General features: G+C 53.2%; 17 protein-coding genes. 5 read left to right on the top strand and 12 right to left on the bottom strand.

Annotated features, from left to right (window positions below; translation table 11 throughout):
- The first annotated feature begins 142 nt into the window (after window positions 1-142).
- Together WKJ04_RS10005 and WKJ04_RS10010 are read left to right on the top strand one after the other, a co-directional pair.
- Window positions 143-517, top strand: a complete 375-nt coding sequence (locus WKJ04_RS10005; RefSeq protein ID WP_337880297.1) for a VOC family protein — start codon at window positions 143-145, stop codon at window positions 515-517.
- A 74-nt stretch (window positions 518-591) separates the two neighbouring features.
- Window positions 592-1,707, top strand: coding sequence for a serine hydrolase (locus WKJ04_RS10010; RefSeq protein ID WP_337880298.1), 1,116 nt, complete (start codon window positions 592-594; stop codon window positions 1,705-1,707).
- Between the two features lie 91 nt (window positions 1,708-1,798).
- Here the strand turns inward: WKJ04_RS10010 and WKJ04_RS10015 are convergent, their stop codons facing one another.
- Window positions 1,799-2,527, bottom strand: a complete 729-nt coding sequence (locus WKJ04_RS10015) for an SDR family oxidoreductase (protein WP_337880299.1) — start codon at window positions 2,525-2,527, stop codon at window positions 1,799-1,801.
- Window positions 2,528-2,672: 145 nt separating this feature from the next.
- Between WKJ04_RS10015 and WKJ04_RS10020 the strand changes: the two genes are divergently transcribed.
- Together WKJ04_RS10020 and WKJ04_RS10025 are read left to right on the top strand one after the other, a co-directional pair.
- Entirely contained in the window at window positions 2,673-3,557 is an 885-nt protein-coding gene (locus WKJ04_RS10020; RefSeq protein WP_337880300.1) for an AraC family transcriptional regulator, read from the top strand.
- Window positions 3,558-3,728: 171 nt separating this feature from the next.
- The gene (locus WKJ04_RS10025) at window positions 3,729-4,181 is read left to right on the top strand and encodes a hypothetical protein (protein WP_337880301.1); all 453 of its coding nucleotides are present in this window, start codon (window positions 3,729-3,731) and stop codon (window positions 4,179-4,181) included.
- A 41-nt stretch (window positions 4,182-4,222) separates the two neighbouring features.
- Here the strand turns inward: WKJ04_RS10025 and pmbA are convergent, their stop codons facing one another.
- On the bottom strand, window positions 4,223-5,569 hold the full coding sequence (gene pmbA, locus WKJ04_RS10030; protein WP_337880302.1) for a metalloprotease PmbA: 1,347 nt from the start codon (window positions 5,567-5,569) through the stop codon (window positions 4,223-4,225).
- A gap of 128 nt (window positions 5,570-5,697) precedes the next feature.
- On the opposite strand from pmbA, the gene yjgA reads away from it, so the two are divergent.
- Window positions 5,698-6,225, top strand: a complete 528-nt coding sequence (gene yjgA / locus WKJ04_RS10035) for a ribosome biogenesis factor YjgA (RefSeq protein WP_337880303.1) — start codon at window positions 5,698-5,700, stop codon at window positions 6,223-6,225.
- Between the two features lie 37 nt (window positions 6,226-6,262).
- Here the strand turns inward: yjgA and vapC are convergent, their stop codons facing one another.
- The 10 genes from vapC to WKJ04_RS10085 form a co-directional block, all read right to left on the bottom strand.
- Window positions 6,263-6,670 (bottom strand): tRNA(fMet)-specific endonuclease VapC, encoded by a 408-nt coding sequence (vapC, locus tag WKJ04_RS10040; protein WP_337880304.1) that lies wholly within the window; start codon window positions 6,668-6,670, stop codon window positions 6,263-6,265.
- Complete coding sequence (gene vapB / locus WKJ04_RS10045; protein WP_337841462.1) at window positions 6,670-6,900, bottom strand: type II toxin-antitoxin system VapB family antitoxin; 231 nt, start codon at window positions 6,898-6,900, stop codon at window positions 6,670-6,672. Before vapB ends, vapC begins: the two co-directional genes overlap by 1 nt.
- Before the next feature lie 167 nt (window positions 6,901-7,067).
- Window positions 7,068-7,544 carry an NYN domain-containing protein gene (locus WKJ04_RS10050; RefSeq protein ID WP_337880305.1) on the bottom strand — a complete coding sequence of 159 codons (477 nt, stop codon included), beginning with the start codon at window positions 7,542-7,544 and terminating at the stop codon, window positions 7,068-7,070.
- Window positions 7,545-7,616: 72 nt separating this feature from the next.
- On the bottom strand, window positions 7,617-7,925 hold the full coding sequence (locus WKJ04_RS10055; RefSeq protein ID WP_337880306.1) for a hypothetical protein: 309 nt from the start codon (window positions 7,923-7,925) through the stop codon (window positions 7,617-7,619).
- Between the two features lie 107 nt (window positions 7,926-8,032).
- Window positions 8,033-8,389 carry a hypothetical protein gene (locus WKJ04_RS10060; protein WP_337880307.1) on the bottom strand — a complete coding sequence of 119 codons (357 nt, stop codon included), beginning with the start codon at window positions 8,387-8,389 and terminating at the stop codon, window positions 8,033-8,035.
- Between the two features lie 569 nt (window positions 8,390-8,958).
- The gene (locus tag WKJ04_RS10065; RefSeq protein ID WP_337880308.1) at window positions 8,959-9,468 is read right to left on the bottom strand and encodes a hypothetical protein; all 510 of its coding nucleotides are present in this window, start codon (window positions 9,466-9,468) and stop codon (window positions 8,959-8,961) included.
- Between the two features lie 898 nt (window positions 9,469-10,366).
- A complete protein-coding gene (pssA, locus tag WKJ04_RS10070) occupies window positions 10,367-11,710 on the bottom strand; it encodes a CDP-diacylglycerol--serine O-phosphatidyltransferase (protein ID WP_337880309.1) in 1,344 nt (447 codons plus the stop codon).
- 99 nt (window positions 11,711-11,809) lie between these two features.
- Window positions 11,810-13,249 (bottom strand): metalloprotease TldD, encoded by a 1,440-nt coding sequence (gene tldD / locus WKJ04_RS10075; RefSeq protein WP_337880310.1) that lies wholly within the window; start codon window positions 13,247-13,249, stop codon window positions 11,810-11,812.
- Window positions 13,246-14,082, bottom strand: coding sequence for a carbon-nitrogen hydrolase family protein (locus WKJ04_RS10080; RefSeq protein ID WP_337880311.1), 837 nt, complete (start codon window positions 14,080-14,082; stop codon window positions 13,246-13,248). Before WKJ04_RS10080 ends, tldD begins: the two co-directional genes overlap by 4 nt.
- Window positions 14,075-18,046 carry a YhdP family protein gene (locus WKJ04_RS10085; protein ID WP_337880312.1) on the bottom strand — a complete coding sequence of 1,324 codons (3,972 nt, stop codon included), beginning with the start codon at window positions 18,044-18,046 and terminating at the stop codon, window positions 14,075-14,077. Before WKJ04_RS10085 ends, WKJ04_RS10080 begins: the two co-directional genes overlap by 8 nt.
- Window positions 18,047-18,048 lie beyond the last annotated feature (2 nt).

Raw genomic sequence — 18,048 nt, forward strand, 5'->3', positions numbered from 1 at the left:
CCCGGTTCACCACCAGGGGCAAGCGCCCCCGGTGATTGGGTCTGACAAGCCAGTCATTTACCTGACTGGCTTTTTCTTTGCCTCCTCTCAGGCTTATGATTGAATAAGGCAACCACCCACTCCCCTGTCTAAGAGAGACCCCATGACCAGCAACATCACCGGATTAGGCCAGTTGGCGATCACCGTCAGCGAGGTCAGTACAGCACTGAGCTTTTATCGCGATCTGCTCGGCCTGGATTTTTTGTTTGCGCCCAACGACAACCTGGCTTTTTTGCAGTGTGGCGCCACCCGCCTGATGCTAAGCACACCCCAAGGGGCTGGGGAAGTCGGCAAAAATTCCATTCCGTATTTTACAGTGACCTCGCTGGAACATGTGTATCAGACGGCAGTGGACAAAGGCGCAACAGCCTTCCGTGAACCCCAACTGGCAGCCCAAATGCCAGACCATGAACTCTGGATTGGTTTCCTGAAAGACCCGGATGGCAACCTGGTTGGCCTGATGGAAGAAAAACGCTGAGGCTGTAGGGCTTGTTCAGCCGGGGTTTCGATTTCATCGCTACACTGAATTCGAGCACACACCGGAGTCCGGCGATGAACACATTACGCTTTAGCTTACTGACCGCGTGGATCACTTGGGCCCTTGCTGGCTGCGGTGGAGGTGGAGACGCCACGTCTTCCCCCACAGCGCCTCCAGTGCAGACTACGGTCAACTGGCAGGTCACACAAGATCCACCAGGCTGGTCTGTTCTGTCCGCACAATCGGCGGCAATGGACCCAACACGGCTCCATCAGGCTTATCAGCAAGCCGCAGGCTTGCCTTCCTGTTTCGCCATGCTGGTTGCACGACGTGGAGCCCTGGTGGCCGAAGCCTATTTCGCCGGAAAAACCCAGCAGGATCTGCTGCAGCTGCGCTCAGTGACCAAAACCCTGCTGGGCGCATTAACCGGAATTGCCATTGAACGGCAGGAGCTGCAGTCGGTCCAACAGCCGCTCAGTGAACTGATGCCAGCCCGTTACCTGCAGTTACTCAGCGATAAAGCCGATATCCGCCTCTGGCACTTGCTGACCATGACCAGCGGTCTGGATTGGGATGAAAGTACTGCGGCCGGTTACAACAACTGGGTATTAGCCGCCGAGCCTGTACTTTATGTGCTGCAACGACCGCAAAGCAGTGCCGCAGGCAGCCGTTTTAATTACAACTCCGGCGCCAGTGACCTGATTTCTGTTGCATTGCAACAACAAACCGGGTGGCCGGTTGCAGACTATGCCAGACAGTTTTTGTTTGCTCCCCTTGGCATCAGTCAATGGACTTGGGAAACCTTTGCCGATGGCCATAACAATGGCAGTGCAGGGCTCAGTCTGAACGCCAGGGATCTTACCAAACTTGGGGTGGTGCTGACGCAGGGCCGCTGGCAACAGCAACAGCTGATCCCAGCCTACTGGCTGACGGACGCAAGCACAGCTCAGGTCCAACTGCAGCGCACTTTGGGGCCAATGCAGCTCCATGGTTATGGGTATCTGTGGTGGATTGGACAACTGGCTGGACAACAGGTCCGGGTAGCCTGGGGCCATGGTGGACAGTTTGTGATCCTGGCTCCGGACTTAGACCTGGTGGTGACCATTTTGCAGAATCATCAGAATGTCACAGCCACACAGGAGCAGCACGCCATCGCTTTGGCCGAACTGGTCCTTCAGGCGGCCTTGTAATTCAGGTGCGCTGTTCCGGCGTGAACTGACCTGGGAGGCGGGTTTTGTCCTCTGTCCTGAGACCCAAAACCCGCCTCCATCCAACCCCCTGTTAACGACCCTGAATGGGTTGCACTATCAGCTCGTCTACATTGACATCTGCCGGTTGAGCTATTGCATAAGCAATTGCATTGGCAATGGCTTCAGGTTTTAACGCCACTTTGCGAAACTCCTCCAGCCAGGCTTTGGTCGCTTGGTCTGTGGTGGTTTTCGCCAGCTCACTTTCAACCACACCAGGGGATACTGTGGTCACCCGCACCTTAGTCGTCTCCAGCCGCAGCCCGGTTGAAATAGCCCGCACCGCAAACTTGGTGGCACAATAAACAGCCGCCGTCGGAAACACATTATGCGCGGCAATAGAGGCGATATTGATAATATGGCCGCCACGCTGCTCCATCTCCCCTAGCACGGCTTCAATACCGTTGAGCACCCCTTTGATATTCACATCGATCATCTGATCCCACTCTTCGGCATGCAGAGCTGCCATAGGGGCCAGCGGCATAATACCGGCGTTATTCACCAGTACGTCCAATGCGCCATGTTCGGCCTGGATGGCCGCCACAACGGCCTTAAAGTTGTCGCGTGATACCACATCCAGGCGATAAGCGCTGGCACTGCCACCTTCTTGCCTGATCCTCTGCACTATGGCGTCCAGACGGTCTGTCCGGCGCGCGGCCAGCATCACCTTATGGCCAGCGCGGGCCAGAACCTGAGCTGTGGCTTCACCAATACCGCTGCTGGCACCAGTGATCAGAATAACTTTGGATTGATTAGCTGACATAACAAGGCTCCTTTGATAATTTGCTGGTTAACCGGGTGAGCCAGGGGCTTCCCGATGGCTGTTATGCTACGCCCGACGCGCCGGATGACGGATACCCAAAGCTGCGTTATGATTGCCTGATTTTCCAAAAATCAGGAGAAAGCAGATGAACTCTGCGGAACTGCAGCAGTTGCTGCATCTGGTGCAGCAGGCTGCCGTGCAGGAAGGACTGAATGCCACGCCGGTGCCTGGCTTATTCTGTTATAAGGTATCCACACCCGGCACTGTGATGCCGGCTGTCTATGAACCTTGTATTTGCATTATTGTGCAGGGCCGGAAGGATGTCATGCTCGGCCCTGAGCTACTCAGTTATGGTCCCCTGCAGTTTCTGGTGGCCTCGATGGATCTGCCTGTGATTGGCACCGTCACCCAAGCGTCTGCAGACATGCCTTATTATGTGATCCAACTGAATATTGATATACACCTGCTGTCTGAACTGGTGCTGCAGCTGCCACAGCTGGCCAGGGCCAGCAAAAAAGCCGGGGCGGCCTTGTTTATCGGCGAAGCAGGCCCGGCCATGACGCAGAGCCTGCTACGGCTGTTCAGCCTGGTCCGGCAGCCTGAAGATATTCCGATACTGGGAGACGCCCTGGTGCGCGAACTGCATTACCGCATGCTGCAGAGTGAACATGGCCATGCCATAGCACAGATTTCCCTGCACGGTACGCCCACCCAGCGCATTGCAGCAGCCATTCAGAAATTGCGCAAAGACTACCATCAGCCTATCCGTATCGAGGCACTGGCCAGCCAGGCCGGCATGAGTGTGTCGTCTTTTCATGCCCATTTTAAGGCGGTTACCCATATGAGTCCGCTGCAGTTTCAGAAATCTGTGCGGTTGATGGAAGCCCGTACCCTGATGCTGAGTCAACGCCTGGACGCAACCCGCACCGCCTACCAGGTAGGCTATGAAAGCCCATCTCAGTTCAGCCGCGAATACAGCCGGATGTTTGGCCAGCCTCCGGCTCGGGATATAGCCCAGCTCAGGCCCTAGCGGATTGGGCCTGGGGCAACCCCGAGTCCGTGGCAACACCACCACATTGCCCAGCCGGAACGAGGTTAATTTAATGTAACAAAGTATTGCATTCACACCACAACAGCACCGGCCGTTGTACATTGGTTGTTCAGCGTGCGCTGAAAGCAACAGCCAACCAAAGGACACACAATGGATTACTTATATATTTTCCGCCGCGACCACGTGCACTATGAAGGGGTTCGCCGCATTAATATTTATCTGCTCAGATTATTGTATTTGCTGATGTTTGCCGTAATGGGCCACACTGCCTGGTCTTTTATTCTGAACGATATCAGTACCGTAGGGCCACGTGAGGCCGTCATTTGGAGCGTGTGGGGGGCATTCGCGATAATGGCATTTCTCGGGCTGTTTAAGCCATTAAAAATGCTGCCTGTGTTGCTGCTGGAAATTGTCTACAAAGTGACCTGGCTGATCACTGTGGCTTACCCACTCTGGTCCCGCGACCAATTGGCCGGCAGTGAAGCCGAAGGCCTGGTGGAAGTCTTTATCCCTGTGGTATTGGCTATTGTCGCTATGCCCTGGGGTTATGCCGTGAAACACTATATTTATCAGCCGAAAGCAGCGGCCACGGCTTCCGCCTGAGTGCCTGATGTTCCGGGCTGGTTTAGCCAGCCCGGCCGGCATTAATGCCCGGCAATTTGCATCTGGCCCAGCAGGACGGAACCTGTCAGCACACCACCACGTGGGTCCACGTCTTTGCCTATGGCCTGAATATCCATAAACATTTGCTGCAAGGTTCCGGCAATAGTAATTTCCGACACAGGGTAAGTGATCACGCCATTCTCCACCCAGAAACCAGCAGCACCGCGCGAATAGTCGCCCGTCACTGTATTGACGCCCTGGCCCATCAGCTCAGTCACCAACAGGCCTGTGCCCATATCACGGCACAGCTGGGCTAAATCGGCGTCGCCATGCTGCACCAGCCAGTTATGAATACCACCGGCATGGCCTGTGCTTGGCAACCCCAGCTTGCGGCCGGAGTAACTGGTGGTCAGGTACCCTGTCAGCACCCCAGCCTCCAGAATAGTGCGGTCTGTGGTTTTCACCCCTTCACTGTCGAACGGGCTGGACGCCAGGCCACGCCGGATATGCGGCCGCTCCAGAATAGTCACTTTGTCGGACATCACAGGCTGACCAACTTTATCCAGCAAAAAGCTGGATTTGCGGTAAATGGCGCCACCGCTGATGGCCGACACCAGATGGCCGAACAGACTGCTGGCAATGTCGGCACGGAAAATCACCGGCACTTTTTGTGTGCCCAGTTTACGGCCATTTAAGCGGGCGACGGTTTCTTCTGCCGCTTCACGGCCAATCTGCTGCGGGCTCATCAGCTCACCCAGCTCACGCGCCACACTGTAGCTGTAGTCGCGCTGCATATCCTCGCCTTCTTCGCCTATCACCACACAGCTTAAGCTGTGGCGGCTGGACGGGTAACCGACCATCTGGCCATGGCTGTTGCCATAGACTTTCAGGCCCTGGTGCGAGGTAAAAGACGCCCCTTCCGAATTGGTGATCCGCTTGTCCAGCGCAAAAGCCGCTTCTTCGGCTGCTTTACACCAGTCAATGGCTTGTTCTGTGCTGACCGCCGCCGGGTGGAACAGGTCCAGATCCGGTGGATTATGCTCCAGCGCCGCCGCGTCCGGCAAACCGGCATAGGGGTCTTCGGAGGTGTAACGGGCAATATCCACTGCGGCTTCCACTGTGCGTTTTAAAGCGGCCGGGCTTAAATCGGCGGTGGAGGCTGAGCCTTTGCGCTGCCCGACATAAACACTGACCCCCAGGCCACCGTCCTGGTTAAACTCGACGGTTTCCACTTCGCCATGACGGGTTTCCACACTCAGACCGCGGGTGCGGTTCATTGAGGCTTCGGCGCTGGTGGCGCCTAAGGTTTTGGCATGCTGTAATACCTGCTGTACTGCGGCTTTTACTTCGTCCAGTTCCTGCCAAATTTCAGTGCTTGTCGTACTCATAGGGGTCACCCGGAAAAAATTTTGCCAAAGCTTACCACAGCCGCCTGCGGGCCGTCATTTGCCTGCTCGCCGCCAGAACGGCGTTGCGGTATACTTAGCGCAATTTTACCGGCGACAGAGCAAGATTTATGGCAGATATGACCGACTTTACCCATGGCGATGACTGGGATGTCGAAGAAGGCAAAAGCAAAACCCAGGTGAAAAAAGAGATGCACCAGCTGCAGGCTTTGGGCGAAGAGCTGATTGCATTAAGCCCGGCCGCCCGCGCCAAAATTGAAATGGACGACGAGCTGAAAGACGCGCTGGCACTGGCCGATAAATTAAAAGTAAAACGTGAAGCGCTGCGCCGCCACGTGCAGTTTATTGGCCGCCTGATGCGCACCCGCGACATTGAGCCTATTGAACGCGCGTTGGCGCTGATCCGCAACACCAACCAGGCCGCCACCCGCAAGTTTCACCTGGTGGAAGACTGGCGCGACAGGCTGATTGCCGACAGCAATGCAGTAACCGACTTTATTGCCCAATACCCACAAGTGGATATTCAGCAGCTGCGCACCTTAATTCGCAATGCGAAAAAAGAGCAGGAAAAAAACCAGCCGCCCAAAGCCTACCGCGAGCTGTTCCAACTGATTAAACCCGCCATTCTGGAAGAGTAATTAAACGCACAGGGCCGTCTACACAGACGGCCTTTTGTTAACTGGCACTCACCCAGTTATCCAGTCGAAGCCCTGGCACCTGTTCAAACTGTCTGGTGTTATTGGTCACCAGAATTAACCCCAAGGCTCTGGCATGGCCTGCAATCATTTCATCGTAAGGGCTAATTGGCCGGCCGGCTTTTTTCAATTCAGCTCTTAATTGCCCAGTATATGCCGCAGCAGCATTGTCATACGGCAACACCTCCAACCGGGCAGCAAACCCTTCAATATCCCGTAAGTTACGCGCAACAGCTGCTGATTCTTCCGCACCGTAAATCAGCTCCATCAGGGTAATTGAGGAAATACAAAGCTGACCATCATGGGCTTTAAACGCCTCTCTGACTTCGAGCGGTTTATTTTTGATGGTATAGACAGCAATGTTAGTGTCGAGCATATATTTCAGCATCAGAATGACTCACGTTCCTGAGCTTCAGCTTGCTCCCTATCCAGCATAAAGTCGTCAGACACTCCTTCACCATCAAACCAGCTATCCCAGGATTCTCCTGCCGGGGTGATAATGCGGGCACGGCCCTGAATCACAATATCTACCTGCTTCACCGAATCCGGATAAGCCACAGGTTTAGGCAAACGCAACGCCTGACTTTTGTTACTTTTAAAAATACTGGCCCTTTCCATAAACCCCTCTCACCGTATATACCACTGACATATCCCATGCTAGAAGCCAGTCAGGGATATGTCGACGGTATATACCTTGTAAAGGTGACTGGGAATGCACAGCAGGTGGCTGGCAACGGCGGTGTTCGCCCGTTCAAGCTGGTGCAGTTATCACCCGCCACAACTGGCTAGCCTAACAAAAGCGCCTGCTCAATGGGCATAAACTGGCTGGCGGCGTTTATCAATGAGGTGGCTGTTAAGGCTGGCACGCCATACACCTCCACCGCTTTGCTGCTGTCTGCACGCACCCGGTTAACCAGCAAGTCAAAGTCGCCATCACCGGACACCAGCACCACCACATCTGCAGCCGCCGAGTGATCGAGCACATCGATAGTGATACCGACATCCCAATCCCCCTTCGCTGAGCCGTCTGCTCTGGTAATAAATGGCTTTAATTTCACCTCAAAGCCAATGGCCCGCAGAATATTCTGAAACTCCCGCTGCTTCTTGTCGCCTTTATCTATGGCGTAAGCAATAGCCTTGACAACCTGCCGGTTTTCAGTGACCTGAGCCCAAAACTTGTTGTAATCGAAATTACGCCCATACGCCTGTCGCGTGGTGTAATAGACATTCTGGACATCGACAAAAATGGCAATCTTCTTCAATTTGTATTCCTATCTGGCGTAACGCTTAAGCAATTGCGCCTTAGGCGTCAGTTTTAATTTTACTTGTTATGCTTATGATTTTTTGCCGAGTCCAGGAGAGCCTCCGCTATACAGCCTAAATGCGTTGCCGTAATTTGGCATGCCAATTGATTTTATTTTTGTCTGCTGGGAGTTAGAACCATACTTGTTTAAAGTATTGGTTCGGATAATTTTTTCTAATATCTGTTTGGCTACTGGATTGTTCTTCAGTTCTTGCTCAAGCTTAGCTTCAGCAACAACATCTCCTCGTGAGGTTTTATAAGCCAAGTGTCCAATTTTAATTTTATAAAGCCTACGACTCTTTATTAGCTTCTTTTCATCTTTGGTTAATTTTTTCTTCATTTGCAAAGCTTAACCTTTAAGTACACATAACGTCGGCAACACCCAGCCAATGTTGTGTAGGCAAAGCCGGAGCAAAATTGGCTCGGGTGCTTGCCTTTGTTAAATCACTACTCCTCACCACACTTCACAACGTCGGAATCAATATTGGTGTAGATACAAATTACAAATGATTCTTTGCCACTTTTCGAGTACTCATCGATACCCTGGTGCTGCTTTTTGATCTTGGTTTCGGCTTGCTCCATCAAGCTTGATGAGAGTTCGAATTGGATAGGGGATTTTGTACGAACATCTTCAACTCTGGCCAGTCTCACGGCCTCGACATCGCCGGCCTTGTCCTTCTTGATGCCAAATATCAGGCCATATATAGCGAGGCCATTGCCTGACGGAGACGGCCTAGTCTGATTTCCTGTTTGGCAGCCAGCCAATAATGCCAGAGCCATCAATGCGACGATCGATAATTTCACGGTATTATTTCCTGTTTTTAGATTTAACGCCTTGGGTAACAGGCGCGACGAAATTTGAGGGTCAGGTCTTACCTCGTGCCCTTAATGGTATTTTCGTATGTCATAACTAAACTGTTTTGCTTCATTCTGGCAAGACTGGTTTTCCCCTCAGAAATTCTCATGAATACATTTCAATGGCGATGCTGAAGTTTAATTGGGGCACGGCGCAAGACCTGACCCTGATTTTTCTGATGTTTTAGAAGGTGCGATGCTGACTTGCCTTGTTATGTGTGCTCATTACTACACAACTTGTTGTAAAGCATGGGAACAAAAAAAGCGAAAATTGACGCGATTAAACCTACGCCCATACCCCATGAGCCAATAGGATGAAAAACACCAAATGAAAGTAATGCCACCCAAGACAAATGCAAAATAACTAGCAAAGCACCTACTGCAATAACTCGATGTGTTTTATGCCCTGCACCATTGCGCAACCAAACTATAAGAATGATTGTGGATAGAACGCTTAGTAACAGTAGCGGTATGCCTGCGCTCATAATGCCCTACTTAGCCTCATGACACATAACGCCCTAATCAGCCTCGCCGCTTTTTGGCGTCGGATGAATTTGATTGTTATGTAACGTAAAATCGCAAGCCATACTCTCATTTATTGGGTTAAGGGCTATGTAGTCTTTTTCTGAAATTTGAGAATTAGGTAAAAACTCATCTCTAATTGCGATCATTAATTTATTCCTAGCTGCCGTTTGAGTATCTGAATCTTGTTTGTTTGATACCGCAATCATTAATTCGTTTGTAGCTTGTACTACCTCATCTGAACAATAAAGCATGCAATAGTCCATCTGAATAGAAAAATCTAACCGAAGTTTATTAATATCATTTGGTTTCATACAACCAACAATTTCTGGATAAAACCCTCTTAAGCTATATAGAAGCTTTTTATAGGACTCTTCTTTCTTAATTCTTTCAAATTCTGCCTGTTTAGCAGATTCAGTAGAATAATGTTGAAAAATAGCAACAAACACAGCCGCTAAAAAGCCTGTTGCGATCAAGAATTTGATTCCATCCAGAATGCGATTCATAACTTCTCCGTAGTTACATAACGCTTATTCAAAGGCAAAACGCCCGCAAGTAGGAAATTTTTTTGCCTTCTTTGCTGATTTTTACTCAATCCAAGTTAATTCCGAAGTCCCTATTTTTCAACCGGTTTTTTCGAATCAGCTAAAAGCCAGCCGGGCAAAATACGTACTCGCTGTACGCGAGTTGTCCGGAATTTAACTCATGGTGGTTGGCTGGTTTTTTCACCAGTGGCTTTTGGGCCTTATCGAAACCATTGCCTATCTGCATCTGTTTGCTTTTGGCACAAACTAGCTCTTCTCCAAATCAAGATCCGCTAAGAAAACCAATCGCCCGTAGAAGCGAGCCGATGAAAAACGATGATTTGAGGTTTTAAGCTGGAGGGTGTTTGAGCGAGGCGTTGCCGAGCCTGCCTTTTACAGAGTAAAAGGTGTTCTTGCGGCAAGACGCAAAACTCTTTGCGTCTTGAAAGACCGGCAATCACCTCCAGCGCCTCAAATCATTGATTTTTCAGCGGGCTTTCGAGCTGAACCGGGCTCGCTTTTTCTTTGGGTACTTTCTTTTGGCGACGCAAAAGAAAGTGCCTCGCCAAAGGCGAAAGCTTTTCCGTAAGAGCACAGTCTAAAGCACTGGATTAAAGGGCGCAGTAAACTACGCCCCTACCGCAGATGTCAGCAGGCGGTTAAATCAGTCGCCTGATGGGGGAATACAACGACCAGTGCAGGGTTTAAAGCACTGCATTACAGGGCGCAGTAAACTACGCCCCTACCGCAGATGTCAGCAGGCGGTTAAATCAGTCGCCTGATGGGGGAATACAACGACCAGTGCAGGGTTTAAAGCACTGCATTAAAGGGAGTAAAGGGCGCAGTCAACTGCGCCCCTACCGCCGACCGCGGCAGACCGCTAAATCAACCGCTTCACCACCAGGGTGCCACCGATGCGGCCGATGCGGGCCAGCAGCTTTTGTACCGCTTCCGGGTAATCACTTAAGGTTTCGATTTCACGGTAGTGGCTGATCGCTTTGGCATGGGCGGTAATCACCGCTTTTTCCTGCTCCAGCACCGGCTTTAACTGCTGCAGCTCGTCTTCCACATAAATGCCGTTTTCGAAATCCAGCGCGAAGGCGCGTGGGTTCAGGTTGTGGCCGGTAAACAGGTGTTTGTCGCCGTCCACACTCAGGCCCTTCAGATGGTAACTGTTGTCTTCGTGTTTCCACAGTTTCACCGTCAGCAAACCGGCATCGATAAACTTCTGATTGGCACGCAGAAACTTACGCAAAATGGTTTCGTACAGATAAGGCAAAGCACCAATGCGGCTGAAACGCTGGCCAGGCGGAATGTAAAAATCGTTGGCGGTTTTGTCGCCCACCACAATAGTCACCTGCACCCCACGCTTCAGGCACTTACGCAGCGCACGGGACAAAGCCAGTGGCGGGTTAAAGTAAGGCGTGTAAATAAACACGTCGCGCTGCGCCAGCGCCAGCATGGCCAGAATGCTGGTGTTCAGTTCGTTGTCACGCCGGCCCAGCCCCATTAACAAGGCCGCGCGCAGCGGTTCGTCTGCATTGTCCTGCAAGCCGTAGTGCATGGTTTTGGCATGTTTCAGCCAGTTGCGGCTTTGTTTTTTCGCCGCATCTTTTAACAGGCTTTCATCGCTTAACAACAAGGGGGTTTGTTCGGCGTCACCAAACAACTGCTGATGGGTGTGCACCACAGCGTCAGTTAAGGCTTTATTGCTCAGCACTAAATAACGGTCGGCGCGGTAACGGCCTTGTTGCGCCAGGTACACATTGTTCAGCGACGCGCCGCTGTACAGCAGCGTCTGGTCAAACACAAACCCCTTTAAATGCAACACACCAAAGAGCTCACGCTTTTTTACCGGCACACCAATGATTTGAATAGGCAGCGGGTAGTCTTTGGCTATATCGCGGTAAAAATCGTTATTGGTGCGGGCGCCTTCCTGCCCTATCAAACCACGGCGGGCTCTGTGGTAATCCACATAAACAGTCACATCCAGCTGCGGGTTGCGCTGTTTGGCTTCGAATAAAGCGCGCAGCACTTCTTCGCCTGCTTCATCGGCCTGCAAATACAAAGCGGTGATCACAATACGCTGCTGGGCGCTGCCAATCAGCTCCAGCACTTTTTGTTTGTAGTCCACTGCCGAGTTCAGCACCGAAACGCTTTCAGCCACCAGATTGGTTTTGGCTAACCGGGCGAGACGACGACGGTTTAATAGGGTCTGTAACATACAGGCTCTGTTCTCATTCCATAAAAAGTTTGGGGTCAGAGTAGTACTCTGACCCCAGGATCTTGCCGTAAAACGGCGCTTTGGCCCAGCTTTTTTTCGTCAGGCGGTGCCGCCCACCGTCATGGCGTCCAGTTTTAAGGTCGGCTGGCCCACCCCCACTGGTACGCTCTGGCCTTGTTTGCCACAGACGCCTACGCCGCTGTCCAGCCGCAAATCATTGCCCACCATCGACACTTGCTGCATCGCCTGCGGGCCATTGCCTATCAGGGTCGCGCCTTTAATTGGCTGGGTAATTTTGCCGTTTTCTATCAGGTAAGCTTCGCTGGCCGAAAACACAAACTTGCCGGAAGTGATATCCACCTGGCCACCACCAAAATTCGGCGCATAAATGCCTTTTTCCACCGACGCAATAATTTCTTCCGGCGCGTAATCACCCGCCAGCATATAAGTGTTGGTCATACGTGGCATTGGCAAATGGGCAAAAGTTTCACGACGGCCATTGCCTGTGGGTGCTACGCCCATCAGCATCGCGTTGTGTTTGTCCTGAATGTAGCCTTTTAAAATGCCGTTTTCGATCAAAACGTTGTACTGGCTGGCCGTGCCTTCATCGTCAATATTCAGTGAGCCACGGCGGTGCGCCAGGGTACCGTCGTCAACAATAGTGCAATGCCTGGACGCCACCTGTTCGCCAATACGGCCGGCAAAAGTCGACGAGCCTTTGCGGTTAAAGTCGCCTTCCAGGCCGTGGCCTACCGCTTCGTGCAATAACACGCCGGGCCAACCACTGCCCAGTACCACCGGCATAGTGCCGGCCGGTGCGTCCACCGCGGTTAAATTCACTTGCGCCATCCGCACGGCTTCGCGGGCATACCCCATCCAGCGCGGTTCGCCGTCTACCTCTTCATAAAAATACTGGTAATCCAACCGGGCACCACCACCGGCATTGCCACGTTCGCGGCGGCCATTGTGCTGCAACAGCACTGAGCAGTTCAGCCGCACCAAAGGCCGGATATCAGTGGCGAAGGTGCCGTCTGACGCGGCGACCAGCATTTCTTCGTACACACCACTTAAGCTGACACTGACTTGCTCAGCGCGGTTGTCCAAAGTGCGGATAAAGGCATCCACTTGTTTGAGCAAATCCACCTTGGCGGTGTTATCCAGGCTTTGTAACGGCTCCACCGGTAAATAAATTTGTGGCGTGTTGCCCCGGCTAAAGGCTTTTACCTGGCCTTGTTGGCCTGCCGCCGCAATACCGCGGGCGGCACTGGCCGCCTGGTTTAATGCCTGCAGTGAAATAGCGTCGGCATAAGCAAAACCGGTTTTTTCACCGCTGATAGCGCGCACGCCCACACCACGTTCAATATTAAATGAGCCTTCTTTCACCAGGCCGTCTTCCAGCGCCCAGGATTCATGCACGCTGGACTGAAAATACAAGTCGGCGTAATCCAGCTGATGGGCAAATAAAAAACCCAAGGTTTGCTGTAAGTCGTCTGCTTTCAGCTCGCTGGCCTCTAACAGGTTAAATTCCACATTGCTCATTTCATCAGCTCACTTTTGAATCTGTTGTGTTGCCGCACCGGCATGTTGTCGGCCAGTTGGCGGCATTGCTCCAGGTCGACCAGCACAGACAGCACCATTTCGCTGTCGCCATCGCCTTGCGCCAAAACTGTGCCCCAGGGGTCGATAATCAGGCTGTGGCCATAGGTCTGGCGGCCATTGACATGGGTCCCCACCTGCGCCGGCGCCAGCACAAAACTCTGGGTCTCGATGGCTCTGGCCCTTAATAAAGGGTCCCAGTGTGCCTGCCCTGTCACTAAGGTAAAAGCAGAAGGCACCGCCAGCACATTCATGCCCTGCTGCGCCAGTTGCTGGGCCAGGCCCGGAAAACGCATATCGTAACAAATCATCAGGCCAAGCTTAAGCTCGCCGCAACGGGCCAGTGTCACCTTGTGGCCAGCCGCCGTGCTGGCGGATTCCTGATACTGCTTGCTGCTGTCGTTGACCAACGCGTCGAACAAATGAATTTTCTGGTAGTCAGCCACCAGTTCACCCGCCGGGTTGTACAGCAGGCTGCTGGCGGCAAATTTCAGTGGATCGTCGCTTTGGGTCGGTAAGGTGCCCACCAGCAAATAACAGCCAAATTCACGCGCAAGCTCTGCATAGCCCTGCTGCATAGGCCCGAGGCCGAGCGGCTCGGCCAGCTGCAGGTTCAGGCCATCTGGCCCGGCAAACAGCGCCACACCTTCAGGCAGCGCCACCAAATGCTGTGCTGCCCGCGGCAACTGCGCCATTAAGGCCCGCACTTTGGCCAGGTTCTGCTGCCAGTCCGGGCCGCTGGTCAGCTGTACCGCCGATAAACGCCACTCAGCCATTGGCTTTGTCCTTTTTCGTGCTGTCGGCTTTAGGCGGCTGGTTCTGCTGCTGTTGCTCCTGTAACTGCCGGCGTTTTTCCTGCTCCGCTTTTAACAGCTCAGAACGCGGAATTTCAATTTCTGTGGTGTGACGCGCCACTTCAGTCACCAATGGGGCTGCAAAATTACCGGTGACGGCAAAATTCACTTTGGACACCACTTCCGCCGACTCCACCAGCTCATCCAGCGCCAGCGCCGCCAGGCCTGTAGCCGGGTTAAACTGCAGCAGCGCCACCAACACCGGCAGGCTGGACGTTACTTTGGGTAAAAAGGCCATCTGGTAATCCAGCTGGCGGGTGACTAAATCAGCGTAGCCCTGAATTTCAATATTACCGGCAGCGCCTTCCACTTTGCTGTTATTGGTGTGGGCTACGCCTTTGTCCAGCTTCAGGTCGCCGGTCATTTCGGTAAAGAAAAAGCCTTTGGAGAAAATATCGCGGAAATCCAGTTTCAGCTTACGCACCAGGGAACCCAGGCTGAACACCGACAATAAACGGGCGCCTTTGTCACTGACTTCCGACAAAGAGCCTTCCCCTAAACGCCAGTGCAAATCACCGCCCAGCGTGGCGTAGTTAAATTGGGTCGGTCCGCCAGCCCAGCTCATTTGTTTAAACTGAATTTCACCGTCACTGCCAGCTATGGCTGACGTCAGGTCGTAGTCCTGCATCAGCTCGCCAAAATTCGGGCTTTTAATTTCCGCGTCCACAGTGGTGCGTCCCGCCGCTTCGTCTTTCACCCAGCGGCCGGTCAGGTTCAGCTGATGCTTTTTATAGCGGGATTCAAACTGGTCGATGCTCAGGCTCTGGCCGTCTGAACGGGTCTTCAACTTCAGTTGGCCTAAATCATAAGGGCCAAACACGCAGGAAGCACAATGGAGGCTAAGCGGCGGCAAGTCGGCCAGCCAGGGCATCGGCTCCGGCGGCACCACTTCGGCCAGCGCTTTGGCAATTTGCTGTTCTTTACTCAGTTTCAGCAGCTCTTCTGCTTCAGCCAGTGCTTTGGCTTCTGCGGCTGCCGCGTCGTACGGGAAGAGCTTTAAAAACTCCAGCTCTACCGCAATGCCGCCCTGCTGCAGGTCTTTGGCCAGCATAGCAACGCCTTTGGTCTGGTCCGACTGCAGTTTCATCTGCCAGTGTTGATCCGCCGGTGTCATCTCCAGTTGCAGATTGGTCAGTTGAATATCATCCGTCAGAGTCAAAGTGGCCACTTTGGCGGTCACCTGACTCAGCGCTGGCATAGGCGACGGCTCGTCGGTGGCGGCCGCTTTGATCTGTTGCTGGATCAACGTCAGCCAGGGCACAAATTCGGTGTGCGCCAGCGAGGCATTGATGCTGAAACCGGCCGGTGCTGAGCCTGGCTCTATTCGCTGCCCCAAACTCAACTGGGCCTGGCTGACCTGATTTTGCTGATGCTGGTAATTGGCATCAAAAAACAGCAGGTCCTGGTAATTCAGTGTCATGACACTGCTGTCCTGATTGCCGGATGTGGAGAGGAACATGGACCCCGGCTGCCCAGGCGTTTTCGCCAACGGGCTGGGCAGTTTCAGTTCAGTGTCGACAAAATCCAGCGCTAAATCAGACTGATACTGATAACCTTCTCCGGCCAGTTGCAAATCCAGTTTGAACTGCCAGCTCAGCGGCCCCACCGCATAAGAATCAAACTCAGGCGCCAGTGCCAGCAGCAGTTCCTGGCTGTTTTGCAGTCCCTGACTGAGCAGCGACACCTGATAGCCCTGTTCCTGCTGCTCGCCCCTCAGACTGAACTGCACCGGAATGGCGGAAATAAACATGTTCAGCTCATTGGCTTCAATGCGGGCATTGTCGAAACTCAGACGACCGGTCAGGTTTTCCCCCACCAGCGCTGGGCCGGATAAATTCAGGCCATTGTGCTGAAAGTCGATATCCCCTTTCACCTGTACCCCGGGGTGGTCCAGCCCTATCGACAAAGTGACATCGCCGTTCACGGGCCCGGTCACGCCCAGATAAGCCAGGGTTTCGCCGACCGAGTCGTGCAGAGGCGACGCCTGCATCAGGGTCGTCACCTGTTCGGCCAGCAATTGCTGTTTAATATCGATCAGTAAATCTGTGGCGTTGAATAAGTCTGGAATACGCGCTGTGACGCCTTGCTGCACTGGTGCGTCGACCAGATAGCCGGTTTCACTCTGAATGGTCATGCTGGCATTTTCAAACAAGAGTTCTGCCGACAGCTCCGTCAGGCTGGGCCAATCCGGATCAAACTGAAACTCAGCGCCCACCACAGAGGCCAGCGCCTGGAAAGTACCGTTGCGCTCAGCATAGGGGTACTGGGCAAACTCACCGGACCAGAGCACTTTGCCTGAGCTGACATCGCCGGACAGCAAGGCGGGCTTTAAATAGCTAATGACGGATTGCGGCATATGCCGCAGCGGGAAAAAGTGCCCGGCCTCCAGCACCGGCACATTCTTCAGCTCGGCCACTAAATCCATATCCGGCTGTTCGTCCAGGTTCAGCACCATTTCGGCTTCCAGACCAAAGCTGTCGCGCCATAAACTCAGTGAGGGCAACAACAGCTGCCAGTGGCCTGCTCTTTTGCGCCAGGCCATCGACAATTCCAGCCCCTGATAAGGCCAGTTTTGACTGAAGGCATTGCCCCAGCTCAACTCCGCGTCTTTGCCTTTCAACTCCAAAGCGCCAAAATAAGCCGACGCGACCAATTGCCCGGCCAACGCCCGCACCCCTGGTACATCCGCCACAGCGGCCGATGTCAGGCCATCAAAGTGGGTGGACAAATACCAGTGTTCGCCTTCCAGCAGTAAATCCAGTCGGTTGACTTTGGCATCCAGCTGATACTCAAGTAGTTGTTTGAGCTGCTCTGAGTCGTCGGCAAAGAGTTGAAGTAAAGGTTCCGCCACCGCCAGCTGCAGGTTTTGCAAGGAGGCATGGTAATTGTCCTGAGTCCGGCTCAGCTGAAACTGCAGGTCTGGCCATTGCTCTGAGGTATTACTCAGTTGCATGGGGCTGGAGGTTAAAGTCCAGCCGGCTTTGGTCGGTTTCCAGCGCAGGTAACCATCCGACAGCGCCACTTTGTTCCAGACGCCTTCTTTCAGCCAACCGACATTGTTGTCTGACAAGGCCACATCTATCTGTTGCAGCTTGCCCATTTTAATGTCGCCCCAGGCGGCAAAATTTAACTTGGCGCTGTTCAGCTTGCGGGTTTGTGGCATCAGTTGCTGGAACCAGGGCAGCAAGTCGAGCTGCTGGCTGGCCAGATACAGCTGGCCATTGGCTTCATGGGCTTCGCCATTCAGGTCGACAATAAAAGACAGCGTATTGGCGGTCACACCGGCCACAGAGACTTCGCCCCAGCCCTGATGGCGGTCGGAGTCGTTTTGCCAGTTCAGCGCTTTGATAGCCAGCTCAATATCCTCGTCCTGCTCTGTGCTGAACACCAGTTTGCTGTGGATCACGGAGAACTGCCGCAGTTGTTTAAAAAACAGATCCTGCAGCGCCTGAAACAATTGTTGGTTGTCAGCAGGAGTGCTGACACCGGACCCGAGCCAGCGGCGGGCTTCAACATGGTAGGTCAGACCGGACAACTCAAAATGAGCAGCGGTCAGTTTCATATTCGACAGGCTGCGCCAGAAATCCAGCCGCACACCAATTTCATCCACCGTCAGCTGGGGTTGCTGCTGACTGTCCAGTACCTGCAGCTGTTGCAGTACCAAGGCCGGACCTGTGCCCTGCCAGCCTGCAGACAAAGCACCAATCCGCACTTCAGTGCCGTATTCGGCTTGTATCCAGTGTTCGATATCGGTTTTATAGCCGGGCGCATAAGGCAGACCCAAACGCAGCGCAGACACCAGTGCGGCCATCAGCACCACACCGATAGCAAAAACAATCCAGACTTTGTGCAGGCAATACCAAAAGGCCTGTCGGATACTTCGCACTG

The organism is Rheinheimera sp., from assembly GCF_037442345.1.
In the GTDB taxonomy this organism is placed as follows: domain Bacteria; phylum Pseudomonadota; class Gammaproteobacteria; order Enterobacterales; family Alteromonadaceae; genus Pararheinheimera.